This is a genomic window from Reichenbachiella ulvae, from assembly GCF_025833875.1.
Taxonomy (GTDB): domain Bacteria; phylum Bacteroidota; class Bacteroidia; order Cytophagales; family Cyclobacteriaceae; genus Reichenbachiella; species Reichenbachiella ulvae.
This window is the reverse complement of record NZ_JAOYOD010000001.1, coordinates 1,221,086-1,244,754: the sequence shown is the minus strand read 5'-3', so window position 1 is coordinate 1,244,754 and position 23,669 is coordinate 1,221,086. Positions and strand designations below refer to the sequence as shown.

18 protein-coding genes are annotated in these 23,669 nt (G+C 40.9%); 1 reads left to right on the top strand and 17 read right to left on the bottom strand.

Annotated features, from left to right (window positions below; translation table 11 throughout):
* Positions 1-22 precede the first annotated feature (22 nt).
* The 16 genes from N7U62_RS04885 to N7U62_RS04810 form a co-directional block, all read right to left on the bottom strand.
* Positions 23-784, bottom strand: coding sequence for a LytR/AlgR family response regulator transcription factor (locus tag N7U62_RS04885; RefSeq protein ID WP_264136770.1), 762 nt, complete (start codon positions 782-784; stop codon positions 23-25).
* A complete protein-coding gene (locus tag N7U62_RS04880; protein WP_264136769.1) occupies positions 781-1,755 on the bottom strand; it encodes a sensor histidine kinase in 975 nt (324 codons plus the stop codon). The genes N7U62_RS04885 and N7U62_RS04880 overlap by 4 nt, the downstream gene beginning before the upstream one ends.
* A 344-nt stretch (positions 1,756-2,099) precedes the next feature.
* Complete coding sequence (locus N7U62_RS04875) at positions 2,100-2,999, bottom strand: bestrophin family protein (RefSeq protein ID WP_264136768.1); 900 nt, start codon at positions 2,997-2,999, stop codon at positions 2,100-2,102.
* 18 nt (positions 3,000-3,017) lie between these two features.
* Positions 3,018-3,203 (bottom strand): hypothetical protein, encoded by a 186-nt coding sequence (locus N7U62_RS04870; RefSeq protein WP_264136767.1) that lies wholly within the window; start codon positions 3,201-3,203, stop codon positions 3,018-3,020.
* 50 nt (positions 3,204-3,253) lie between these two features.
* A complete protein-coding gene (locus N7U62_RS04865) occupies positions 3,254-3,481 on the bottom strand; it encodes a hypothetical protein (RefSeq protein WP_264136766.1) in 228 nt (75 codons plus the stop codon).
* Positions 3,482-3,800: 319 nt separating this feature from the next.
* On the bottom strand, positions 3,801-4,151 hold the full coding sequence (locus N7U62_RS04860) for a cupin domain-containing protein (protein ID WP_264136765.1): 351 nt from the start codon (positions 4,149-4,151) through the stop codon (positions 3,801-3,803).
* Between the two features lie 866 nt (positions 4,152-5,017).
* Complete coding sequence (locus tag N7U62_RS04855; protein WP_264136764.1) at positions 5,018-6,094, bottom strand: ice-binding family protein; 1,077 nt, start codon at positions 6,092-6,094, stop codon at positions 5,018-5,020.
* 211 nt (positions 6,095-6,305) lie between these two features.
* Complete coding sequence (locus tag N7U62_RS04850) at positions 6,306-8,513, bottom strand: glycosyltransferase (RefSeq protein ID WP_264136762.1); 2,208 nt, start codon at positions 8,511-8,513, stop codon at positions 6,306-6,308.
* Entirely contained in the window at positions 8,510-9,538 is a 1,029-nt protein-coding gene (locus tag N7U62_RS04845) for a glycoside hydrolase family 130 protein (protein ID WP_264136760.1), read from the bottom strand. The genes N7U62_RS04850 and N7U62_RS04845 overlap by 4 nt, the downstream gene beginning before the upstream one ends.
* 30 nt (positions 9,539-9,568) lie before the next feature.
* Entirely contained in the window at positions 9,569-10,417 is an 849-nt protein-coding gene (locus N7U62_RS04840) for a prohibitin family protein (RefSeq protein ID WP_264136759.1), read from the bottom strand.
* A 64-nt stretch (positions 10,418-10,481) separates the two neighbouring features.
* A complete protein-coding gene (locus N7U62_RS04835; protein WP_264136758.1) occupies positions 10,482-11,993 on the bottom strand; it encodes an OmpA family protein in 1,512 nt (503 codons plus the stop codon).
* 327 nt (positions 11,994-12,320) lie between these two features.
* Positions 12,321-12,479, bottom strand: coding sequence for a lmo0937 family membrane protein (locus tag N7U62_RS04830; RefSeq protein ID WP_264136757.1), 159 nt, complete (start codon positions 12,477-12,479; stop codon positions 12,321-12,323).
* A gap of 39 nt (positions 12,480-12,518) precedes the next feature.
* A complete protein-coding gene (locus N7U62_RS04825) occupies positions 12,519-12,962 on the bottom strand; it encodes a sll1863 family stress response protein (RefSeq protein WP_264136756.1) in 444 nt (147 codons plus the stop codon).
* Positions 12,963-13,311: 349 nt separating this feature from the next.
* Positions 13,312-13,539, bottom strand: a complete 228-nt coding sequence (locus N7U62_RS04820; RefSeq protein ID WP_264136755.1) for a hypothetical protein — start codon at positions 13,537-13,539, stop codon at positions 13,312-13,314.
* 403 nt (positions 13,540-13,942) lie between these two features.
* Positions 13,943-14,989, bottom strand: coding sequence for a fatty acid desaturase family protein (locus N7U62_RS04815; RefSeq protein ID WP_264136754.1), 1,047 nt, complete (start codon positions 14,987-14,989; stop codon positions 13,943-13,945).
* Between the two features lie 173 nt (positions 14,990-15,162).
* Positions 15,163-15,729 carry a helix-turn-helix domain-containing protein gene (locus N7U62_RS04810; protein WP_264136753.1) on the bottom strand — a complete coding sequence of 189 codons (567 nt, stop codon included), beginning with the start codon at positions 15,727-15,729 and terminating at the stop codon, positions 15,163-15,165.
* Positions 15,730-16,063: 334 nt separating this feature from the next.
* Between N7U62_RS04810 and greB the strand changes: the two genes are divergently transcribed.
* The gene (greB, locus tag N7U62_RS04805; RefSeq protein WP_264136752.1) at positions 16,064-16,531 is read left to right on the top strand and encodes a transcription elongation factor GreB; all 468 of its coding nucleotides are present in this window, start codon (positions 16,064-16,066) and stop codon (positions 16,529-16,531) included.
* A 190-nt stretch (positions 16,532-16,721) separates the two neighbouring features.
* Here greB and N7U62_RS04800 read toward each other — a convergent pair whose 3' ends face one another.
* Entirely contained in the window at positions 16,722-23,663 is a 6,942-nt protein-coding gene (locus N7U62_RS04800; protein WP_264136751.1) for a putative Ig domain-containing protein, read from the bottom strand.
* Positions 23,664-23,669: the final 6 nt, after the last annotated feature.

Sequence of the window (23,669 nt, the reverse complement as noted above, 5' to 3'; positions counted from 1 at the left end):
AATTCGGTAGCATTAGTGCAGACTATGGTAGTTGGCTTTTGAATGAATATAAAAAATGTTCCTTTCTTCTTCTGGAGACAGCTATTTCCGATCCATCTGACATTTTCACGATTCCTCCCTCACCACGTTCGTATTCAGTTATATATTTCAGATTGATAAGGCTGCTGTTATGCACCCTGCAAAAGGAGTATGTCTCCAACATCTGTTCACAATGCTTCAGAGTCTTTGAAACCAATATTTCACGCTGATCTGTCAGAAAAAAGGTGGTATAAGTATTGTCTGATTCGCATCTGATGATTTCGTCTGGTTTCACAAAAGAATACCCCTTATAGGTGGGGAGCGCAATTTTTACACTTTCAAAAGAGGGGTTTCTAAAATTCGAGATCAATAGTTGTAGATGTGCACTTGTACGCTCTGATAGAATTTTGGTCCTTGCCTTTTCTATGGCCTCATTTAACTCTTCTATTGCTATCGGTTTGAGCAGAAAATCCACAGCAGAAAGTCTGAAGGCTCTTATGGCATACTGTTCAAAAGAAGTGGTAAAAATGACCTCTGCGTCCAATTGGGGAATAGCTTCAATAATATCAAAGGAAGTACCTCCATTGATCATCACATCCATAAATAACAAATCAGGTTGATATTGTTTAATAGCTGATGTTCCTGCTAATACAGAATCACATGTGGTCATCACCTTTATTTCAGGAAAGTTTTGCTTCAATAAATTTTGAAGGAGCAAAGATTGCTTTTCTTCATCTTCAATAATTATGGCATTCAGTGCTTTCATTCTTCTTCAAAGGGGATAATAAGTGTTACCTGCATTCCTTGATAACTACCTGTAGGGTCTATGATTTCATTGAGCTCCAGTGTGGCAGCCTGTTCGGGTTGTATGTGAAAATCAATTCTTTCTTTGACCAGATTAAGGCCGAAGGATTGGCTTTTATGAACAGAACTGTTATTTTTCTTCAGCCCATTGTCAATCACCTTGCAGATTAGCTCATTCTGCTTTCTTACAAAGTCCATATGGATTCTTTTTGCCCCTTCTTTTTTATGACTTAAACCATGCCAAATGGCATTTTCAACAATAGGTTGAAGAAGCAAAGGCGGGACATAAATTTGATTTTCATTAAGGCCTTTATCAATCGTAAATTCTAAATCAATTCCTCCATGTATCCTCATGCTTTCCAATTCCACATAGAGTTTGAGTATGTCTAAATCTTCTTTTAAACTAATAAAATCCTCTTCTGAGGCCTCTAGCACCTTTCTGATTAAACGAGAAAATTTAACCAAATACCTTTCGGCAAGCTCATTGTCGTGGTGATGTATATAATGTTGAATAGATCCGAGGCAATTAAAAATAAAGTGTGGGTTGACCTGCGCTTTCAAGGCTTTCATTTCCATGGCTTTTTTGGCATACAATAGGCCAAGTTCCTTCTCTCTTATCTGAGATTCCCGTTTATTTCTATAATAAAAGAAAAAGACAAAAATGAAAAGCAAAGTGACAGGAGCCAATGCCAAATAAATGATCACTTTGATTTGCTCTTCATAATCAACGAGTTCTTCTGTACCTTCCTCCGTTAAACCAGTACCATCATAAGCTTTCAATCGATTGCTATTAAAGAAAACTACAAATAACCCTATGGCTACATAGATACTGTACTGATGTGTCCAAAAAGGTACCTTTGGTCTTGAAAACCTATCGATTATGGTTCGAAGGTAAGTTTGAAATTTGAAGGAGCAGTTGGTAGATAATTTCACGCTGATTAAAATACCTACATCTATTTAACAATAGAAACTACTTAGAGCATAATAACGTTGTCTGGGAAAAATTCTGGTTATAATTCAATATCTTATTTGATAGATGAAATTAAACAATTAAAGACCTGATAATCTTAATAGTTATAGTTACCATTCAAAGGGTATGTGAAGATTTTGTGTATTTAGTATGCAGGTATCATGTGACTCAATACTTAGAGGAAAAAATACGCTTGTTGCATTGTACAACTATTCCTAAAATGCAGTTTACACTTTTTCTTTAAGTCATTTCGACGCTTTTAGATTATTGTGGTCTTCAATGAGATGAGAACATTACTATAAATAGACTAGAGCACATAAAATTGGCGCGAGGATGTTTGAGGTGAAGCATTGTTTTCTTTGCCGAGCATCTCTAGAATATCAGATTCGATTTTTTCTGCTATGAATGTGACGGGTGTGTCGGTGGGGATATTTTCGAAAGGGTCCTGCATTCTAAAGGCCGCTTTTTCTAAGAAGAAAAATACAATGGATACAATCACCAAAATGCTGAATTCCAGCGCAAAGTGCTGCAATTTGAAAGCTACAGATAGGGAAAGAAAAATTACAAATAAGTAAATGCTACTGTGAAGCCCATACCTGTATATCGGAGGGAATATGGTGTTTTTGATCCTTTCACATTTACCCATCGAGGCGGTTAATCTGGCAATGGTCTCTTCAATCTGGATTTGCGAAAATTTGTCTAGTTCGTTATTGTGATACAGTTTGGCTATGGTGCTTGATTGTAAGGATAGGATGGCCAATGGTATATTGCCTTTTTCTTTTATGTCCTTATATTCTTCTTCAGAAAACCACTTTTGTAGATCCTCAATCGAACGAGTCTTTCTTAAATGCCGACCTAAACAATGATTCCAGGCGATTTGCCGATAACTAAGCGCTTCAATATTAGCCGTATTTGCATTCAGATACATTTTCAACTGAATGACCAGGGTTCGTGAATCATTTACTATTTCTCCCCAGATCTTCCTGGCTTCCCACCATCTCTCGTAGGATTGGTTCATCATATAGGACAGCAAAATAGAAATAGCTATACCCAAGGTCGTAGCTATGCTGATCGGAATGTCGGATAAAAAGGACTGAAAAAAGAATGGTAACAACCCCGAAATACTAGCAATTAAACAGACGTAGAGTAAAGGGATCTTAAGTTCATTGAAAAGATAGGATACTGGAATGCGACTTTTTATAATCATAGTTTGGGATTGATTCCACTAGTAGGTTTGTAGTTCGGCAAAGATGAGTTTCAACTCGGCTCTGGTTTTCTTCAACTTACCAGCCAGCTGATTCAACATATCCTCCTGCTCCTCTTCTTCAAACGCAAAATCTGCATCTGACAGAATGGAAAATCGTTGTTTTAGCATTACTTTTTGCTCTCTCCAGCTTCTTGTTATATTCATCCTTTCTCTTTTTATATTACTCTGTTGACTCATGCCTCGCTATGCTGAGGTTAAGCTCCTGACTCCATGCTTGCGCTATTTTTGGCTAGCAACTCTGGGTCTTCCACCAGTTCCCTTTCATAATACACCAGTTCTTTGAGAGCTGGATTATCCAGTACTTGACAGTAGTATATCCGCTCTGTGTATCGCCTGATTTTTAATTCTAACGATGGGTTCACTTTTGCATATACCACATCTCCGGGCTTGTACTTATTATCTTTAATGATTTGTCTGCTCATAATTTTTTGGTCTAAGACTCTTTTCTCAAGTTGAGGCTTTTTTGCTTCTAAAGCGTTGCACTCAAATGGACTGTTGTTACATAAATACCACTTTAATCGAGATGGGCAGGTTTTCTAAGCCTGCCCAACCTCAATCATCTCTTCCTTGTAGGTGTACCATCTATTAAATGTTACAATTTCCAATTCTGAGTATTTCTTTCACTCCACTTTTTTTGCGACTACTAACTGGATACCTTCAGCTCCCTGATCAAACGAGGTAGAATGATACTTCAGTGCTGATCCTAAGGTCATGCTTGCTGGATCTTTAGGTCTCCCGCTATTAGATACTGACTTCCTCATACCCACTCTTGATCACTGTCGATATCATCTTAAAGCATACATTGGCTTTGATACTGTTTCGACTATGTGCAGGGATCACCAAAGATTGTCCCGTGTCCAATTGATGAGATTGATCGTCTATGACCACCTGGGCCTGACCGTCTATGACCTGGATCAGGGTATCAAAAGGAGAGTGTTTTTCTGTCAGACCCTGACCAGAGTCAAATGATGACAAGGTCACGTTTCCGGTTGTCTTTCTAAGGATCGTTTTGGTCACTACAGCATTGGGAATGTATTGAATGATCTCGACCATAATAAAGTCCTTACCTTTTTCCTGCTCTTGATTACTCACGTTTTTAAAGGTCCGGGTTTAGTCTTCACTTCGTTTGGTCTTTCTTTTTTCCTTCTTTTCGGCTCGCTTCTCTTTGAGTGTCTTGGCAGGAGCAGTTTTGTTGGTTTTGGACTTACCTTCTTTTTCTTTCGACATGATCTCTTGTTTTAAATATTTAGAGCTAAGATCCGTAGAATAAAGCCGCCTATGTTATACTTTGATCCATGAGTCTTACATATTTCCTTCTTTTTGATTTCGATCAATCTATTGTAGAAGGTGGGTTTTCTTTTCTCTGGCTAAGTATCATTCACAACTGACAGATTGAAAATTAAGGGCAATGAAAACAACTATTAACCCCAACCCTATCATCCATAGCTGTCAATTAATGGTTCTATTGGCAGGCTAGCCAGCAACTGTATATTATGCCCTTTGATTGAGTTTTACGCTTTGTTCTTCCAGCCCATCATGACATCCATTAATAAAAAATTGTCACATTGGGCCTAGTCGCCCGCCTGCCGGACGGCCAGGAAATGTACCTTTGAAAGGTAAATTAATGTTTCGACTTGGCTACCAATGACGTGTTAGTAAAACTTGTGTTTTTTGATCTGTGGATCGCTTATAGATCTCTCCCTCTGGTCGAGATGACACAACAGTTTTAGCTTTTGAATTGCTACCACCTATGACCCCATCAGCTTTCGTCATTCCTTTTTGTGCGGTTGGGTACCAAATGTTAGGTCTCGAAATGACACAACAGTTTTAGCTTTTCAATTGCTACTAACTATAACCTCATCAGTTTTCGTCATTCCATTTTGTACGGTTGGGTACCAAATGTTAGGTCTCAACGTGACAAAGAAAGACTTTTGAAACAGCCTCATTGTATGGTTGATTTATTCAACCATGGTTATAGAATTGGAGTCCAGTATCACAGCTGTCTGTGCAAGGGCACTCCCATTCATGGTCGCTCCCGTCTGAAAGGTGATTCCCGTCATAGACAGAATGACACCTTCAAAATGTGAAGTAGTCCCAAATGTAGCCTCACCTGCTACCTGCCAGAATATATTTTTGGCAAGCGCACCACCATTCAGGGTAATGGCAGTAGCCGCACTTTGAGTCAGATTACCATCAATTTGGAATATCCATACATCCGTTGCACTTCCTGTCAAGGTAAGATCGGTTGGTATGGTCACTGTACTTGACCATTTGTACAGACCGGATGTCAAGGTCATACCGCCAATATTTCCAGAACCTAGTTCTACGAAATCAGGGGAAGGTCTTCCAGCTGCATCGTTGTATGCGGTGGTCATATTGTTAACAGCGGTGGTGAGATTGACTGGTGTAGGGTCAGCCATGTCAGCTGCATATACATTTCCTGTCACTTGCGAGGATGTAGCATAACCCGTAAAATCAACCAGCGCCAGCCCGGTTATGAAGGTAGTGGCAGCAGGGCTTAAACCCAAATTACCCTTAATGGCAGATGTAGAGCTGTTATTGATGGCTGTCTTTGCCAGTATAACATAATCACCTGCACTACCAAGATTAACCACAACCAGAATCTCAGCAGTTGCTCCTGTCGTAAAATTCCATGTGGTGTTGCTAGTCAGAGCGATCCCGGCTAAATTCTTTGCACCCGTAGTAATAGTCACTGTATAGATTTTAGCGGCGCTCAAATTTATAGCAGGTGTAAAGGTTGCAGTTGTACCTGCATAAGCCACTTCGCCTGTAATGGATGTACTGCCTTGCTTGAGGGTAAGTGTTGTGGAGTTTATGCTTGAAGGATCCATGGCCTCATTAAAAACGATGGAAACGGTCTTGCTTCTGGATACATCTAGGGCATTGCTAAGTGGATTCGTCGATGTAACATTAGGAGCACCATCTACTGGCGAGGGATCGTTATCGCTCTCGCAACTTGTAAATAGGATTAGCGGCAGTAACAAAACTACCATCAATGCTTTTATATAATTCATGATTTTTCAGTCTAAAATGTTCAACTATTTAATTCTAGAGAAAGGTCATCTGATCCAGGTCGCAAAGCATTACACAAGCAAAAGCCATTGTTACATATATCACTTAAAACGAGGGGAAATGGATAAACAATCTCAAAAAATCATTCCCTTGATAGGACTTTATCAATATGTGCGGCTGTAATAATGCAAAATCCCCATCTCATCTTCCCGGCTAAATATATCGCTCCATGGTCAGCCTTGACAGCAAATAGCTGACGGTAGATTCTGCACCCTGATTGAGGTTGACGTGGTGTTCTTCCAGTCCATCATAGCATCCACCCGTGCATGGATTATAAATGATTTGGTGCAAATGATTGTCTCCCAAAAACCAATTGAATGTGGCTTTCAACTGATCTACATATTCTAACTCACCGTACTCCTGACTGAATTTGTCAAGGGCCAAAATCGTATAGGCATACTCGATAGGTTGCTCACCAAAAGATGTTCTAGCCTTACCTTCGACATGTTTTTCGATATTGGAAATCATCATGATCCGATCATTCTCGTGGGTAATAGACAATAGGAAATCAAAGGTTTTCTTAGCAGTTGATTTATAAAGTTCACTATTGGTGGATTGACCAGCTATAAGCATCGCCTCCGGCAGGACTGCATTGGCATAAGTCAGATATGGCTCATACCATTGCCAGTTTTCGTTGGATACACCCCGGTATTTTGACACCAGATTATCCGCTAGTTGAGTGATTAGTTTTAGCGTTTCTGGATCATGGCAATATTGATAATAACAATTGAGGCCTTTGATACTAAAGGCCATAGCCCTGGGAGACTTAAGATGACGGATTATCTCAAAGCTTTCTAGAAAAGCCGTTTCGACCTCAGCGTGTAGATGGAAACTAATGACATGACGCAAATCGAGAAACTCCCCCAATGCCCAGATGGCTCTCCCATTGGCATCTTCAAGGTTTTCGTCCCTGTTTTTTTCAAAAAACTGTTGGTCGATCGTTACATAATTCAAAAAGGAGCCGTCCTCCTGTTGGCAGAAAAGGATAAACTCCAGATAGGTATTGATTAAATGAAGGTCTTTAAAATTACCAGTTTGATCGAAATGTTTCGTGATGGCAATCAAAGCCCTGGCATTGTCGTCAAGGGTATATCCAGAGGCTTTGTCTGGCTCGGCTACTTTGGCAAATTGAATCATGCCAAAATCGGTTGTCATCCGTTTGATATGACCCAAAGAAATGGCTGGATACTTATAGTTTGGTGTCAGGTAAAAGTCTTCAGTTTTTAAGGTTTCTCTGACGATCTCAATATGAGCGATGGCGGCATTTTGCCAGGAAGTAGGTCGGATATTATGCAGGCCATTCATCCACATCTCCTCCATCAACTGGGAATCAGAAAGTATGGTAATCACTGCATCTGCCAGCTGTCTGGAGTTCTGAAAATCGAAATTGATCCCAGCACCTGCTGTCAGCTCTAGAGAATGAGGAATGGGCGTGGATACAACTGGACAGCCTGCGGACATGGCATAGGCCAGCGTGCCACTCACCGCTTGTTGTGGGTCTTTGGATGTAAACAGGTAAATGTCTGTACGCTGTAAATATTCCAGCAATATTTTAAGGGCGAGAAACTTATTGATAAACAACACATGCTTATCAATTTTTAGCTCTTTCACCCTATCACGGAGAAAATCCCTATACTTTTCTCCCTCAACAGCCAGCACTTCTGGATGCGTTTTCCCTATGATCAGATAAAGCACATTTGGAAATTTGTCAGCAATGCTCGGCAAGGCATCCAATGCCGTTTCGATACTTTTTCCTTCACTGATCAGTCCAAAGGTGGACAAAATGGTTTTATCAGGAAAAGGTACATTTTCCAGTTTTTGGATTTTCCGGGGTTTGATTAAATGCGTACCGTGCGGGATGATGGTTATTTTATCTTCATCAATTTGATAATCAGATTGGAGAATACTGGCAGAGCGTTTGGTCATCAGGATCAACTGGGCTGATCGCTCCGCAATTTGCTGAACAATAGTCTTTCTCTCTTCTGATGGATCTGACAAAATCGTATGAAAAGTGGTAATCACCGGCACTTTTAGCTTCTCTAAAAGGTCAATGAGATAGCTCCCCAATTCCCCACCATAAAGCCCAAATTCGTGTTGCAGATAGACGGCACAAATGCTCTTGTCTTCGTTGATGGCTTCTGCTAATCTGGTATAATCTTCTTTTATCTCTGTTTTCAGGAAGTATTTTACCTCAGAAGGATAATCGTTTTGATCGTCTTCTTTGAGCAATGCGCAAATCCCGACCGTAAAATCTCTGGTGTATTTCTCATCTATCGCCTGTATCAGGTCCGCACTGTAGGTAGCAATTCCACATTTTCTGGGTGGAAATGAAGTAATCACTAATAACTGTTCCTCGTTCATCTTTTGTGATTAAGTAGTTCGGTGATTAGCTCACTCATATTCACTGACGCTACAGCTATGCAGGTATCTGCTGCGCCATAGTAGATGTACAACCTGCCATCAAAAAGGGACGTCCCGGTAGGAAATACCACATTATTGACTTCTCCTTTCAGTTCCCAATCCAGCTCAGGCTTGAACAGTGGGAAAGGCAGGCGTGCCAGTTCTTTCTCCGGCTCATTCAAGTCAAGCAGGGCGGCACAGGCCGAGTAGACGTACCCTTCTGCTGTATCATGTACCCCATGGTATATAAGCAACCAACCGGCCTTGGTCTCGATGGGTGGGCAGCCCCCTCCTATGTAACTGATCTCATGCTCATGTATAGAAGTCATCAAGATATGCTCATCGAAATGGAGCAGATAGTCATTCCAATAGTCGGCTGTGAGCTCCTCAATTGCATTAACAGAAGCTATCTGTATATCAGGCCTGATGCGGTGCAGGAAGTAAAACTTCCCATTGATCTTTCTAGGAAAGAACATGAGGTTTTTGTCCGAAAGCAGGATATTATGTTGACGAATACTGTCGGGTTCATGCAAATTATGAAATCGGTTATATTTCCTACTGATATGGGTACCGGCTGTAACCTTCAAAAATTCCTCATGCGTGATTTGCGGTACGATGATGCCCATGCGTTGAAACTCCACAAGATCTGTGGAAGTAGCCAGAGCGCCTAAGGCATTGATGCCATCGTAGGCAGTGAAAGTCAGATAATAAAGATCATCGATCCTTACAATTCTGGCGTCTTCTACTCCCTGAGATTCAGAGTCTACCTCGGGTGCCAGCAAAGGCGCAAGCCCTCGCTCAGCTACCTCGAGCGGACCATTCATTTGACAATAACCAATCGTCGAATGATTCCCCTGTCGTACCGCTCTGTAAAATACGTGGACTATATCACCCTCTTGCATGACAGCAGGATTCAGTACGCCCTCATTCTCAAACTCATGATCAGTTTTGTTAAGAATTACACCTTCTTTTACTATGTTCAACATGCTTGTTAGTTTAAGTACAACCTAATTCTATTAATTATTCTTGGTTACATCCCCTACACCTATGAGAGGGATAGCACCAGCACCTGTCACCCGCGGTAAGATTCCATTCCACTTTTCAATTGCCTTGAGATTGGCCTCTATTTTTCTGAGTTCGATCAGATCCGGAGAAATGTTCATTTTCTGTAATCGAAGTGCTTCGGCTTCTGCTGTAGCAGCCGCAATGGTTTGCTCGGCTTCCACCTTTATCCTGTCCAGATCTCTTTTGGCTTTCAGTGCATTTTGCTTAGCGGTCTGTTTGGCTTCAATGGCTTCTGTGAAGGTTTCTGAAAAACTAAAGTTGATGATAGAGAATGCATCTACACTGATGTTTGAAACAAGTAAACGCTTGGTAAGCGCCTCCTTCATTTCTTTACTAACAGCCGGCCTTTTGGTAATCAATTCTTCAGCCGTATACCTTGCCGAAACGGCCTTCATCACTTCCTGAATAGCCGGATCAATAATCCGTTCTTTGAATTGGGTACCAATGGTTTGATAAACCAGGTTTGCCTTGTCCGGAATGATGTGATAGTTGAGGGCTACTGATAAATCTACGTCTTGCAGGTCAGAAGATGAAGAGGCTGCATCAGTCATGGCCTTTTGAATTTTAACATCCATTAGAATGACAGTCTGCACTATCGGTATTTTATAATGAAGACCTTCCTCCAATACCACATCCTGCACCGCACCAAAGTTCTGAACGATTCCTCTTTCTCCAGCTCCTACTTGAACCCACGGTTTAAATATCATAAGTAAAAAAAAGATCGCTCCACCTATCAGCAGCACTTTTAATCGACCTCCTTTGAGCATGTTTTTAATTTCGTCTATGTTTTCATTTTGCATGTCATGGGCTGTTTTGATGATGGGAAATTTGTCTTTGATAGACTTTTTAGGATATGATGTTTAATCATGAATCTGGCGATAGGTTCTCAGGAAAATTCGGTTTGATCACAATATCAATTCGTCGATTCAATTTTCTACCGACAACCGTTTCATTATTGGCTACCGGTTTGCTCTCACCGAATCCTTTTGTACTAAAGCGTGATTTGTCTATGGAAGTATTGGCATTGAGATAGCTTAGGATCGCATCTGCCCGCTCTCTGGAAAGCTTCAAGTTCAATTCATCACCACCTTGAGAATCCGTGTGGCCTTCAATCACGATGTTCGCATCTTTAAAGAGGTTCATCGCTTCTTGCAACTTGGTCAGCTGGGCATAGTCTTTTTGATTGATCTGCGCCTTGCCCACCTCAAAATTGATTCCAATCATCCGTATGATCACATCATTGTTTTGTCGAAAAACCTGGGCATCTTTTTCATTAAACAGCTTTTGAACCTGCTCGAATTTATCATTGATTTCGGCCATCCGATCGATGCGATTTTGAAGTGCGACTTGTCTTTTTTGTCCAAGAATCGCCTCATCTGATAGCTGACCTTTCATGCCATCTAGTATGTTTCTATTTACGCGTAGCATACTTCTCAGACTTTCATTCGTCATCTTATAATTAAAGAGTGAAGCTTCCAGATTTGAAATGCGTGATTGATAACCCCTAATCCGATCGGTAATTTCTGTGACCGGACCATCGGTTACTCCGTCAAATCTCAAATTGAGATTCATACTTTGACCAATAGTGGCGAGAGGCTCGTAGCTCATGAGCAAATAATCCTCTACCTCATAGTCTTTGTCGTCATAGGCTTCCTCCAGGCGTGCGATGTTTGTTGCCAGCAAGGCTTTATATTCTGCCTCCTTGGCCAGGTGTCTCGCGTTATCGGTATCGTACCTGTTTTCAAGCAATTCATTCTCGGCACTTTTAAGCAGCTCTCTTGACGAAGCAATGGTTTTGGGGGCTGTTTTATTAACCTTGTTCTTATCGGCTTTTTCTAATAATCTTCTCGCATTTGTCAGGTAATTGGCTTTGATAGATTCCAGTTCTGCCTTTCTGTACAGGTCCGTAGCTTCAATAGATTTTTCTTTGGCCTTGTCTGCATCTCCTTTTTCCAATTGAATGGCAGCATCTTTCATCTTAGCTTCTGCTTCCTTCCAAATGGCATTGACAAAACGATCTGACTCGGCATTCAAAGCATCCACTCTGGCAGATAGTGCCCCTGAGAACATGACAGCACTCACCCGGGTGTTTTCAGTTGCTTCCCTGAACTTATTGTTGGCACTCTTGATTTTTTCTTTTATTTCTGAAAGCTCCTCTTCGTTTTTATATAGCTTTTTAGCCTCATCGTACGCCTCCATGGCCTGCTGATAAGTGCGTGGAGACAGTACATCCGCCTGTGCATTTTTCGAACTGGCCTTCGATTGATTTACTTCATCAAATAGCGATGATTGTAGCCCTTGGCTATATAGGCTCAATCCCGAAACTGTCATTAAGACAGCAAAGATCAAGGCTGATTGTAACAGGTTGTTTTTCATATATTTAGCGTTTTGTGTTTAATGGAAGCATGAATTAACATGACTGGCATTCACTCAGATTAGAATGATTACTGCCCATGTTCATTTCATGTAGATTTTCTTTTGACAAAGGTCCATGGGAACCTGTCGGGAACCATTACACCCTTATATCTATGTATTGCACATTTCACATATTAGGGAGGAGTCAGGAAAGGAATGGCCAAGTTCCTGAAAGACCAAATAAAAAAAGACAGGCATTTGGGCTCCTGTCTTTTATCCAATCAACTCATTGCAATCAATTGGAATGAGTAGGTGATCTATAATTAATATGTTCATTAGTGGGTAACTCTACCCTAATGGATTGTTGCCCTTGATGACACGTACCAGTATGGCTATCAAAGCGATAACCAATAGTATATGAATGATCCCACCAGAACTGTAGCCCAAGAAGCCTACAGCCCAAAGAATGATCAGAACTACTGCGACATAGTATAGTAAATTTCCCATTTTGATTTTTTTATAGTTCGGGTATTGCTTGGTGGAATCCTACTTTTTGTTGTCTTTAGTCAGATCCATCAAGGCATTTCCAAGATTGTCCATGTCACGATTGAATTCAACTTTGAAAGCATCCCATTTTTCTTTGCCCTCCAGTTTATATTCATCCAGCTTCCTTTTCAAATCCGCATTTTTTTGTTCAAGGTCACTGATTTTTTGATTGTATTCAGCTTTAGCTTCTTTTTTGTCATTGGCAATTCTTTCCTTGAATTCACGAATACTTTTTTCGTTGGCCGAAATCTTGGATTGTGATTCTTTTTTATACTTTTCCATATCGGCTCGATATTCCTTTTCTGCTTTTGAGAGGTTATCTTGAGCCTCGACCACTTCGGTCTTGGCATCCTTAAGCTTTTTTGACGAACTGTTTTGGCAACTGGTACCTGCCATCATTACGATTGGCAATATGAGGGTAATGATTAATCCTAATTTTTTCATAAGAGTATATGTTTCATTTGAGAAGCAAAACTCACTTTATTCTGGATGGAATCCGTTACACCAAAAGAATCTTCATTTGTATATATCACAGGTGGGTTATTCTATTTTTAGAAAAATTAGTGTCCGGAAGCCTTCTAGTTTCACCTAAGCGATTCTGATTTATTCAGAAAGGAAGATTTGGAAATAAATAATATGCGTGATGTATTGCTCAGAATATTCAGTTCGCTTTTGGATTTTAGCTAAACAAAAATCTCAATCCAAGAGCTCAATAACCAATGCTCTAATAACTCCCGATTTCAGCAATGCCTCAATCGAGTTTTAGACAATTAACCAGAGGTACTTACATCTATCACATATTCTGATCATGGCGGTGATAAGAGGTCAACAGGGCATCTAAGGAATCATAGTATGCTTTCAGATTGGAACATATATTGGCATCTGAATCTTCATCATCGATTCGCATTTCATCGAGGAATACCAATAATTCAGGAGATGAATTATTGATTTCTACGGTCTTCTTAAGAATTTGTGCATTGAGTTCACGTTCGCTTTTCATCTTAGTGTGGTTTTTTGTCATTTACAATCAATTTATCTTTATCTAGCCAGCAAATGTCAATACACCTTTGCGTTGGCTTTCATCGGCATTCCTTCATTTGCTCTTAGTTATTGAGGCTAGCTTACTTAATTTCCTAATCGAATGTTCTGCGGAATCCTAATTAACGTGTTACAGGTCTTGCGAACATATTTACATAAACTCCATATTCAGCGACTGAATCATTTTAGTATTTACTACCGTAACACATGCCTTCCTGCAAGGGTTTTGAACAAAAAGCTCATTGTTTCCATGGCCTTGCCCATGGATATCAGGAGTAAGACGGCTATATACCATCATTCAAGCTGCCAAGTTGGGCAATTGGTTTTGGAAGAATTGTATACCTTGTCAAAATCATATGCTAACCAATTTTTGACAACTGGTTCGATCAAGCAGGCCTCTTCCCCAACCGCTTGAGCAACTTAATGTGACCCTCAAGCGCTTTGGCAAAGGTGCTTACTCGTTTATAGGGAAAACCAAATTCACTAGCAGTTGACCTGACGATTCCTGAAATTTTCGGATAGTGTACATGACAAATGCCCGGAAAGAGATGATGCTCAATCTGAAAATTCAAGCCTCCTACAAACCAGGTAAACCATCGACTCTTATTGGCATAGTTCGTAGTGGTTTTCAATTGGTGAATGGCCCAATTATCATTAAGTGAGTGATTAATATCCGGCTTTGGAAATTCTGATCCTTCTATCACGTGGGAAGGCTGGAAAATAATGGCCAATAAAAAACCGGTAATGTAGTGCATAATCAAAATGCCAACAATGACTTGCCACCACACCCAAGGAGTAACGAGCAAGGGTATAATAAAAATATAACTGAAATATATGACCTTGGTCGTGATGAGGATGCCCCACTCTTTCCATGCATTGCTTTTCTGATACCTGATCCACCCCATCCTTTGATATCTTAAAAGTTGCCCGAAATCTTTAAAAAACATCCATAATAAGGTCATAAAACCATACAGAAACCATGCGTATATAAATTGATATCTATGATACCATTTCCATTTTTCATGAGGGGAAAAACGCAATGGTCCTTTTTGGCTGACATCTTCATCTGCGTCGCTCACATTAGTATAGGAGTGGTGAAGTACATTGTGTTGAACCTTCCAGTTGAATGCATTTGCTCCAATCAAATTGAGTGTATAACCAATCACTACGTTGATCCATCTTTTATTGGCATAAGCCCCATGGTTACCATCATGCATTATACATAGACCTATTCCTGCTAGGCCTAGGCCCATCAAAAAGATCATAGTAAGGTTGGCAAATACACCTGAAAACACACCGCTGATTATCAGGGCATAGGGGCCGAAATACAGTGACATCATCGCAATAGATTTGATGACCATTTCCCTATTTGCATATCGACTCATTCTCTTCATCTTAAAGTATTCATTGACGCGCTTGTTTAGCGTAATCATGAAATCTCTATGATTATTTTCAAAGGTTATATTTTTTAGAGTGCTCATATCAAATATCTTCTTCGTCTGCAATGTTTGATATCACAAAGTTCTTTGACTCATCTGATTATTCTATTACATCTAAATTGATAATCGTTGTAAATATACAATGCACCTAGACTACACTTGGGGTATTATAGGTCTTCCAGGTTTTGTTTCCGCTTATTTTTTAGTTGCTTGTAAAAGGTGGGAGTTAATCCCGTGATTTTTTTGAATTGATTGGACAGGTGAGCCACACTGCTATAATGAAGCTTGTAGGATATTTCCGTGAGGTTCAGCTCGTCATATATCAGTAACTCTTTGACCTTTTCTATCTTATGTATGATAATGAATTGCTGTATGGTGATTCCTTTGACCTCCGAGAAGGTATTAGCCAAATAGGTGTAGTCATACCCCAATTTTTCACTGATATAATCAGAGTAGTTCACTTTAGGCAGCTCATCAGAATAATGGATCATTTCTACGATCACATTTTTGATTTGCTCAATCAGTATGCTTCTCTTATTGTCTAGTAGTTCCAAACCAGATTTCATCAAATTTGCTTTTAATTCGCTTCTTTGCTGCGGTGTAATGTCTTCTAAAATTTCGACCATACCCAAATCCACAATAACATAGTGTAGTCCAAGCTTCTGCAGCTCTTCTTTGACCATCATCTTGCATCGTAAACTGACCATGTATTTGATGTATAGCTTGTTACTCATTCATGTAATTTACCTTTAGGATTAACAAAACAGCTTGGATTAGCAACTATTTATTGTGGCGTGACCATAGTTGATTTAATGGCTCAGTAGATGTCCTTGCTGTGATCTGATATCACCTGCCTAAATTCCTAACAGATTCTTTTCCGCAGACCTACTTGACTCAAATTGAATTCTATGCAAATATTTGCAGAATATTAATCCCTCTTTCGAACCAAAACGATCTTGACATAACACAAGAAGATTATGTTACTTTGCAGAAGATTTAAAAACAAGAATAACCCCTATGCGTCGTAAAATCCCAGAATCTACTCTACCAAAAATTAAACGCTCGCAAATGATCACGCCCGAAGGCATGCAAAAACTAAGGGAAGAACACGATCACCTATGGCGTGTAGAACGACCTGAGACGACTCAGAAGGTCTCTTGGGCGGCCAGCCTTGGGGATCGCTCTGAGAATGCCGACTATCACTACAACAAAAAGCGTCTCCGAGAAATTGATAAACGATTGCTCTACTTACGAAAATGCATTGATGACTTTAAGGTGATCGAATACCACCCGAATCAGGAAGGAAAAGTTATGTTTGGCGCCTGGGTGGAGATCGAAAATCTAGAGAAAGGTTTCAAAAAGAACCTACGCATAGTGGGGTACGAAGAACTGATCGGTAACAAGGACCACATCTCCATGGACTCCCCCATGGCTCAAGCCCTGATGGATAAAAAGGTGGGCGATGAAGTAGTTGTGAAAACCCCAGCAGCCCAATTCACCTGGCGCATCAATTCGATTGAGTATGTGAAGGGGTAAGCAAGGCACCTCCAAAGTATCGTTTAGTGCTTGTTAATCGACTACTCGATATTATGAATAAGTTTTGTATGAATTTTTCTCCATTCAGCTAGTAGTAAAGTGACGAATCCAAATAAAAAAACCAGAACTAAGAAGCTCTGGTTTTTATTTAATTCTATTCTCATTCAAACGCATGAGATTAAACCATTCGCTATTCGATGATTATTCGTCCTAAATGATCAGGATAACCTTCTGCACTTATTCTTATGATATAAACCCCTGATTGAATGTCCGATAGATTTATTGTTACTGTCAATGGCTGACTAGTCGACATATCCACATTTGCTTGGAATACCCTTAAGCCACCCACGCTGATCAATTGTATTAAGGCATCATCAGAGTTTTCATACCCTTCTACTTTTATAGATAATCTATCTTTCGCTGGTATGGGGTATATACTTACCTCATTGAGATTACCTAAATCAGCTGCAGTTATTATATCATCTACAAAAACCTCAAATGTCTGACTATCCTTCAACTCCCCGTCAGTGACACTGAGAGTTACCGCAAACACTCCTATTTGACTCTCTGTTGGGGTCCAACTAAATAATCCTGAGCTGGCATCTACAAACATACCTTTGCTCTCAGATGTTTCATCCAAAGTGAATGTAAGCGTTTGAATAGGCTCATCATCATCAGAGGCAATGGTCGTGAAGGTTAGTTCCTCTAAGGCCCTAATAGTATGATCAGATATTTCCGACAAAACTGGCGCCTGATTGACTTCTAACACTTCAATGCTGATGATTGCATTTACTATTATGATGCCATCAGTCACAGATAGGGTCACTTCGTGCAAACCATCCTGTGATTCTGTGGGTGTCCAGCTGAATGTTCCAGAGGAAGCTTCTATAGTCATTCCCTTGCTGATGGATGTTTCATCAAGACTAAAGGTCAGGGATTCACTATCGGTATCAGTAGCACTGACATTGAAGCTTAGTTCCACTCCTTCATCCACACTTTGATCAGATACAGGATCCAAAACAGGGGCTTCATTGACTGTTTCTTCTACTTCATTGACCGTAATCACGAAATCCTGACTATCCTCTAGTTCTCCATCACTCACCGTGAGACTTACTGTATGTTGGCCATCCTGTGATTCAGATGGTGTCCAATTGAATGCTCCAGTGATAGCGTCAAGGTTCATTCCTTTGTTGACTGATGTTTCATCAAGACTAAAGGTCAGTGACTCACTATCGGTATCAGTAGCGCTGACATTGAAGCTTAGTTCCACTCCTTCATCCACACTTTGATCAGATACAGGATCCAAAACAGGGGCTTCATTGACTGTTTCTTCTACTTCATTAACCATGATCGTGATGGATTGACTATCGGTTAATTTTCCATCACTCACTGTGATGCTCACAGTATGCTCGCCATCCTGTGATTCAGAAGGAGTCCAACTAAACTCTCCTGTGCTAGCGTCAATGGACATGCCCTTAGACATTGAAACCTCATCTAGAGTAAAACTTAGTGATTCACTATCAACGTCAGTAGCATTCGCAGTGAAAGTTAGTTCTGTTCCTTCATCCACGCTTTGATTATCAATAGCCGCCAAAACTGGGGCTGCATTGACTGTTTCTTCCACTTCATTGACAGTAATGGTGATCGATTGACTATCAGTTAATACTCCATCGCTCACCGTGATGCTCACGGTTTGTTCGCCATCCTGTACTTCGGTAGGAATCCAACTGAATGCTCCTGTACTTTCGTTGATACTCATCCCAAGACCCAGTGATTCTTCATCAAGACTATAGGTCAAAGTTTGTTCAGGGATATCTGTGTCTTCAGCAGTCACAGTAAAAGTCAACTCCGTCAATTCATCGACGTTTTGATCGTCAATGACAACCAATACTGGTGCGGTGTTCTGCTCTGCAACCATGACAGTAAAAGTCTCACTATCAATGGCACTACCATCCGATACTGTAAGAGTCACCTCATAGCTTCCATCCTGCGATTCCGAGGGTGTCCAGCTGAATGCTCCTGTACTTTCGTTGATACTCATCCCAATACCCAGTGATTCTTCATCAAGACTATAGGTCAAAGTTTGTTCAGGGATATCTGTGTCCTCGGCAGTCACAGTAAAAGTCAACTCCGTCAATTCATCGACGTTTTGATCGTCAATGACAACCAATACTGGTGCGGTGTTCTGCTCTGCAACCATGACAGTAAAAGTCTCACTATCCATGGCGCTACCATCCGATACCGTAAGAGTGACATTGTAGCTTCCGTCCTGCGATTCCGAGGGTGTCCAGCTGAATGCTCCTGTACTTTCATTGAGACTCATGCCCAGGCTCAGTGATTCTACATCCAGACTATAGGTCAAAGTTTGTTCAGGGATATCTGTGTCCTCGGCAGTCACAGATAAAGTCAACTCCGTTAATTCATCCACACTTTGATCCACTAACGTAGATAGTATTGGAGCTGAATTGACCTCTGCTACCTCGATAGAAATTACTTCAGTATCTGTCGCTGTTCCATCGCTGACCGATACAGTCACTTCATAGCTACCATCCTGAGCTTCTGTAGGCGTCCAGCTGAATGCACCCGTACTTTCATGGATGCTCATGCCCAGGCCCAACGATTCTTCATCAAGACTATAGGTCAAGTTTTGTTCTGGAATATCTGTGTCTTCAGCAGTCACAGTGAAAGTCAAGTCCGTCAATTCATCCACGCTTTGATCGCCGATAGTGGTTAAATCGGGACTGGTATTTTGCTCTACGACGGTAATGGTATATGTTTCACTATCAATGGCACTACCATCCGATACCGAAACAGTTACATCATAGCTACCATCCTGAGCTTCAGTAGGCGTCCAACTGAATGCTCCTGTACTTTCGTTGATACTCATCCCAAGACCCAGTGATTCTTCATCAAGACTATAGGTCAAAGTTTGTTCAGGGATATCTGTGTCTTCAGCAGTCACAGTAAAAGTCAACTCCGTCAATTCATCGACGTTTTGATCGTCAATGACAACCAATACTGGTGCGGTGTTCTGCTCTGCAACCATGACAGTAAAAGTCTCACTATCAATGGCACTACCATCCGATACCGTAAGAGTGACATTGTAGCTTCCGTCCTGCGATTCCGAGGGTGTCCAGCTGAATGCTCCTGTACTTTCATTGAGACTCATGCCCAGGCTCAGTGATTCTTCATCCAGACTATAGGTCAAAGTTTGTTCAGGGATATCTGTGTCCTCGGCAGTCACAGATAAAGTCAACTCCGTTAATTCATCCACACTTTGATCCACTAACGTAGATAGTATTGGAGCTGAATTGACCTCTGCTACCTCGATAGAAATTACTTCAGTATCTGTCGCTGTTCCATCGCTGACCGATACAGTCACTTCATAGGTGCCGTCCTGTGATTCTGTTGGCGTCCAACTGAATTCACCAGAAGAGACATCCAATGACATTCCACTTGCTATGGATGTTTCATCCAGGGTAAAGCTTAATTCTTGATTGGTATCATCGGGATCTTCAGCATAGACTGTAAAAGTAAGCTCTGTAAGTTCATCTATAACTTGATCTCCGATAGCTGTGAGTACCGGTGCAGTGTTTACCTCATTCACTACAATAGTAAATCTTTCCTTGTCATCTCGTCCTTCATTATCGGTTACTGATATAGTCACTTCATGTGTACCATCGTGGCTCTCAGTAGTTGACCAACTATAAGATCCAGTGGATGGATCTATGGTCATACCAGAAGCTATGGATACTGCATCCAATGCAAAAATTAAAGTCTGTGTTTCATCTAGATCCTCATCATTTCTAATCTTTACATCAAAATTCAATTCCTCTAACTCATTAATCATTCTATCACCGAGATGCTTGAGATAAGGATTGGCAAGCGTGTCAGGAGCATTTCCATTGTTCATCTCAGTACAATAATTATACATCACAGATTTAAAATTGTCCTGAATGTTTGAAATTGTATAATTCTGCCCTAATCCATCTCGGTCTCCAAAATTATATGTATTGAATGCCTCGATACCATCGCAGAATGCCTTGTTTTGTGCAGCCAATGTAAATTCACTCAAATTGCCTTCCAATTCTTGAAACTCGAATGTGCTTACGCCATCATAGTATTGACTGGAGTTAGCCATAATTCGTTCTTGGCTTCTACTCTTGAGGCTGGTTAAGGTCAAAGACCAGACATCATACGAAACAGTTATCCATTTTGATAACTCCTCATTGAAATTAGTCCCTTCACTGGCATTGGCGAATTTGGCTCTCAACGAATCTTGATGTAAAAGATGTGTGATATCCATTTCTCCTGGCAAAGAACCATTTTCTCCATCAAATAAAATCGTATAACCACTGCTTGTTTTGTTTTGAGGCAATGGGCCGTCACTCGCTGTTTCTACATTGATCGACAACTTAATTGCATCTACGATTTTACCCCCGACTCTGTCATTGATGGCAAAATAAGGTTTCTCCTTGATTTTGAGATAGGCACTAAAATTATCGCCACTTTTGGAAACCGCTATCGCAAACTCTGGTTGATTGAGCATGGTGAACTTACCCAGGGGATTGTTATACAAAGGAGCTGCACCTCTGGATCCATTCTGATGCCACTCCGGTCCCTGATCTGAATTGAGAGCACCAGGTGTTGCCAGATATGCTGTCGTCATATGAGTTTCTACTTCCAAGGTGCCACTCAAAGCTAACTCTCCAAATACCACATTGGGACGAGGTTCTGGTATAGGCAACTTGATCACCTGATCATCATTCTTGACCTTGTCTTTGATGTTCTCATAATGAAGCTTTTTTGCATAGGCTAATTTACTTGAAGGAAGCACGCTTTCATCATCTTTGGAGGCACCTTGAACAATATTGAGAATACCATTGCCTAGCGTATTAAGTCCGGTAATCGCTCCCCCAATTGGTAATTTTTCAACAACTCCTCCTGCAATCCCACCTGTTACAACCGAACTGACTCCAATAATTCCTTCCCAAAGTTGTTTTTCCTTTGCTTCTTCTCTCTCCGTTTCTTCCTGATCTGCAACAAGCTCCTGTGCCTCCCATAGCAATTTGGCTTCTTGTTTTTCCCATTCTGGAATATCAGACCCTACCAAAGTGCCTTCAAGGCTTTCTTCAAATTCCTTCAAACCAAAATTCGACATTTGATTCATGGAGATATCACCAAGGGTATTCGACAGTTCACCAAATGGAGTCCCCATTACTCCCATCAAGTAATTTTCTTGATTGCTCATCCAGTCACTGTACTCCTCTGAACCAGCTGGGATAGTACCCCCTTGCATACGTCCTACCAGCGACATTTCTCCTACTAGCATTTTGTTGACATCTACGATGATGCTCGATTCGAAGAAGCTCGTACAGGGATCAAATTCCATAATAAAGTCGTAATAGTACCACTCTCTTCCCTCTGAAGTAGAGGCCGAAAGAGCAGTTGACTTGGTATAGGATCCATACTCTACCTGATCCAAAGATTTGTATTGCTGAAGACTACCCCATAATAGTGGAGTATAGTCTTCCTCCGTCTGTTCAATAGGATTTTTGCCACCAACACCAAGTGTGACTTGCAATTGATTGGATGCACCCTCGCTATGTACATATACGAAAACTCTTAGCGTAGCACTAATCCTGTCATATAGCAATACATATGGGAATTTAGGTGCAGGGTTAATTTCTGTTCCATCGGCATAGTAGCCGAGGTTGGCTTTTAACAATTCCCAGCCTTCGATTGAAGAGAAATCTTCACCACCCATATAGCTACCATCATCTGGATCAAACTTGGCACTAATACCAGAAAATCCTGCGTTTGTATTGTTGTAAAATGGACTGAATTCGGCCTCTCCTTCTGCCAGCCCACCGTCATAGCGTACCATCCACTGCGATTGCTGCCAATCAAATGTATTGACTAGTTTTTCTCCTTTGTTGTATGGCAAGTAGGGATTGGTAGAGGCCAGATGCTTTCCTGAGATGCTTCCTTGATCATTGCTAGAGTTGATCAATCCGTTAGCCATCGTATAAGCTAAGGAAACCTCCCCTTCTTCCAATCCAACTAACAACCTGGCTCGTTGAGTAACCGATTGGTTTAGGTATTGTTCTGCTGGGACACCCGTATTTAAAGTAACAGTTTTGTCACCCTGGCTAGCTACAAATTGATATTGACTCTGAAAACCAAAGTAAATGGGGTCTATCATATTAAACCCAGTTAATTTCTCATTGTCTATGATTTCCGTGGTAGAAGGCAGTTCTTGATCTCCTGTAAAAAGGAAAAGATAAACATCATCTTCATCGAAACGAATGCCCACTTCCGGTTTAGCATACTGATAAACATCTACCTCGAAAAGCTGATTAGTATAATTAATGAAGCCAACAGACCCTACAGCACCAGGCTCCAGTTGCAATTCAAAGTCATCAGCACCAAAACCTGAAACGTAAAACTGAGATGAAACGAAGTTCAGTGGCTTAGCGCCACCTTCTACTGATACTAAAGTGGCTTCATCCCCTTGCAACACCATAGTGCCTGTTGACTCCAACTCGGTTTTCGATATAGGAAACCCCATATAGCCTCCTGCCCCTAATGTAGCCTGATGAATATTGAGTCTATTGGACCCATCAAGAGTAAAACCGTAGCATTCGCATTCGGCAGTACCGGTATAATCGTTCAGGGATTGGGTAACTATAGAACCAATAGCCATCACTGACTCTCTTTCCTCAGACAATGAACGAAGAGGACCTAGTGGATCCATTCTCATAAGCAGCTGTGTCGTCTCCTCTTCAAAGTCCGAAGACAACCTAGCGGTACCGTCCTCCTGAATACTCACTACTGCCCTACTGGTAGAGGCACTGTGCAGCTGAAACGTACGAGTCACTAGGTTTTCAATGATCCAAAAGTAGAAATGCTGATCACTCGCATCTAATGTTGCTGTGGATAGCGTGCCATCAGACATTTCTTTGAGGTAATTTCCCGTTTCATCTATTTCTATAGAATAGATACCTTTGATCCTATGATCAGGAGTCAGATCATCAAAAACTACCGTACTGATCTCCTGGGCATTAAGTTGGGAAGTCAACAGAACACATAGCATCCCCAGTAGGGATACGCCTTGATATATTAATTTCATCTTAGC

What these genes read in the sequence shown, in the direction of transcription:
- N7U62_RS04885 (WP_264136770.1), bottom strand. Translation starts at nt 784, where the DNA reads ATGAAAGCACTGAATGCCATAATTATTGAAGATGAAGAAAAGCAATCT.
- N7U62_RS04875 (WP_264136768.1), bottom strand. Translation starts at nt 2,999, where the DNA reads ATGATTATAAAAAGTCGCATTCCAGTATCCTATCTTTTCAATGAACTT.
- N7U62_RS04870 (WP_264136767.1), bottom strand. Translation starts at nt 3,203, where the DNA reads ATGAATATAACAAGAAGCTGGAGAGAGCAAAAAGTAATGCTAAAACAA.
- N7U62_RS04865 (WP_264136766.1), bottom strand. Translation starts at nt 3,481, where the DNA reads ATGAGCAGACAAATCATTAAAGATAATAAGTACAAGCCCGGAGATGTG.
- N7U62_RS04855 (WP_264136764.1), bottom strand. Translation starts at nt 6,094, where the DNA reads ATGAATTATATAAAAGCATTGATGGTAGTTTTGTTACTGCCGCTAATC.
- N7U62_RS04850 (WP_264136762.1), bottom strand. Translation starts at nt 8,513, where the DNA reads ATGAACGAGGAACAGTTATTAGTGATTACTTCATTTCCACCCAGAAAA.
- N7U62_RS04845 (WP_264136760.1), bottom strand. Translation starts at nt 9,538, where the DNA reads ATGTTGAACATAGTAAAAGAAGGTGTAATTCTTAACAAAACTGATCAT.
- N7U62_RS04840 (WP_264136759.1), bottom strand. Translation starts at nt 10,417, where the DNA reads ATGCAAAATGAAAACATAGACGAAATTAAAAACATGCTCAAAGGAGGT.
- N7U62_RS04835 (WP_264136758.1), bottom strand. Translation starts at nt 11,993, where the DNA reads ATGAAAAACAACCTGTTACAATCAGCCTTGATCTTTGCTGTCTTAATG.
- N7U62_RS04830 (WP_264136757.1), bottom strand. Translation starts at nt 12,479, where the DNA reads ATGGGAAATTTACTATACTATGTCGCAGTAGTTCTGATCATTCTTTGG.
- N7U62_RS04825 (WP_264136756.1), bottom strand. Translation starts at nt 12,962, where the DNA reads ATGAAAAAATTAGGATTAATCATTACCCTCATATTGCCAATCGTAATG.
- N7U62_RS04820 (WP_264136755.1), bottom strand. Translation starts at nt 13,539, where the DNA reads ATGACAAAAAACCACACTAAGATGAAAAGCGAACGTGAACTCAATGCA.
- N7U62_RS04815 (WP_264136754.1), bottom strand. Translation starts at nt 14,989, where the DNA reads ATGATTACGCTAAACAAGCGCGTCAATGAATACTTTAAGATGAAGAGA.
- N7U62_RS04810 (WP_264136753.1), bottom strand. Translation starts at nt 15,729, where the DNA reads ATGAGTAACAAGCTATACATCAAATACATGGTCAGTTTACGATGCAAG.
- greB (WP_264136752.1), top strand. Translation starts at nt 16,064, where the DNA reads ATGATCACGCCCGAAGGCATGCAAAAACTAAGGGAAGAACACGATCAC.
- N7U62_RS04800 (WP_264136751.1), bottom strand. Translation starts at nt 23,663, where the DNA reads ATGAAATTAATATATCAAGGCGTATCCCTACTGGGGATGCTATGTGTT.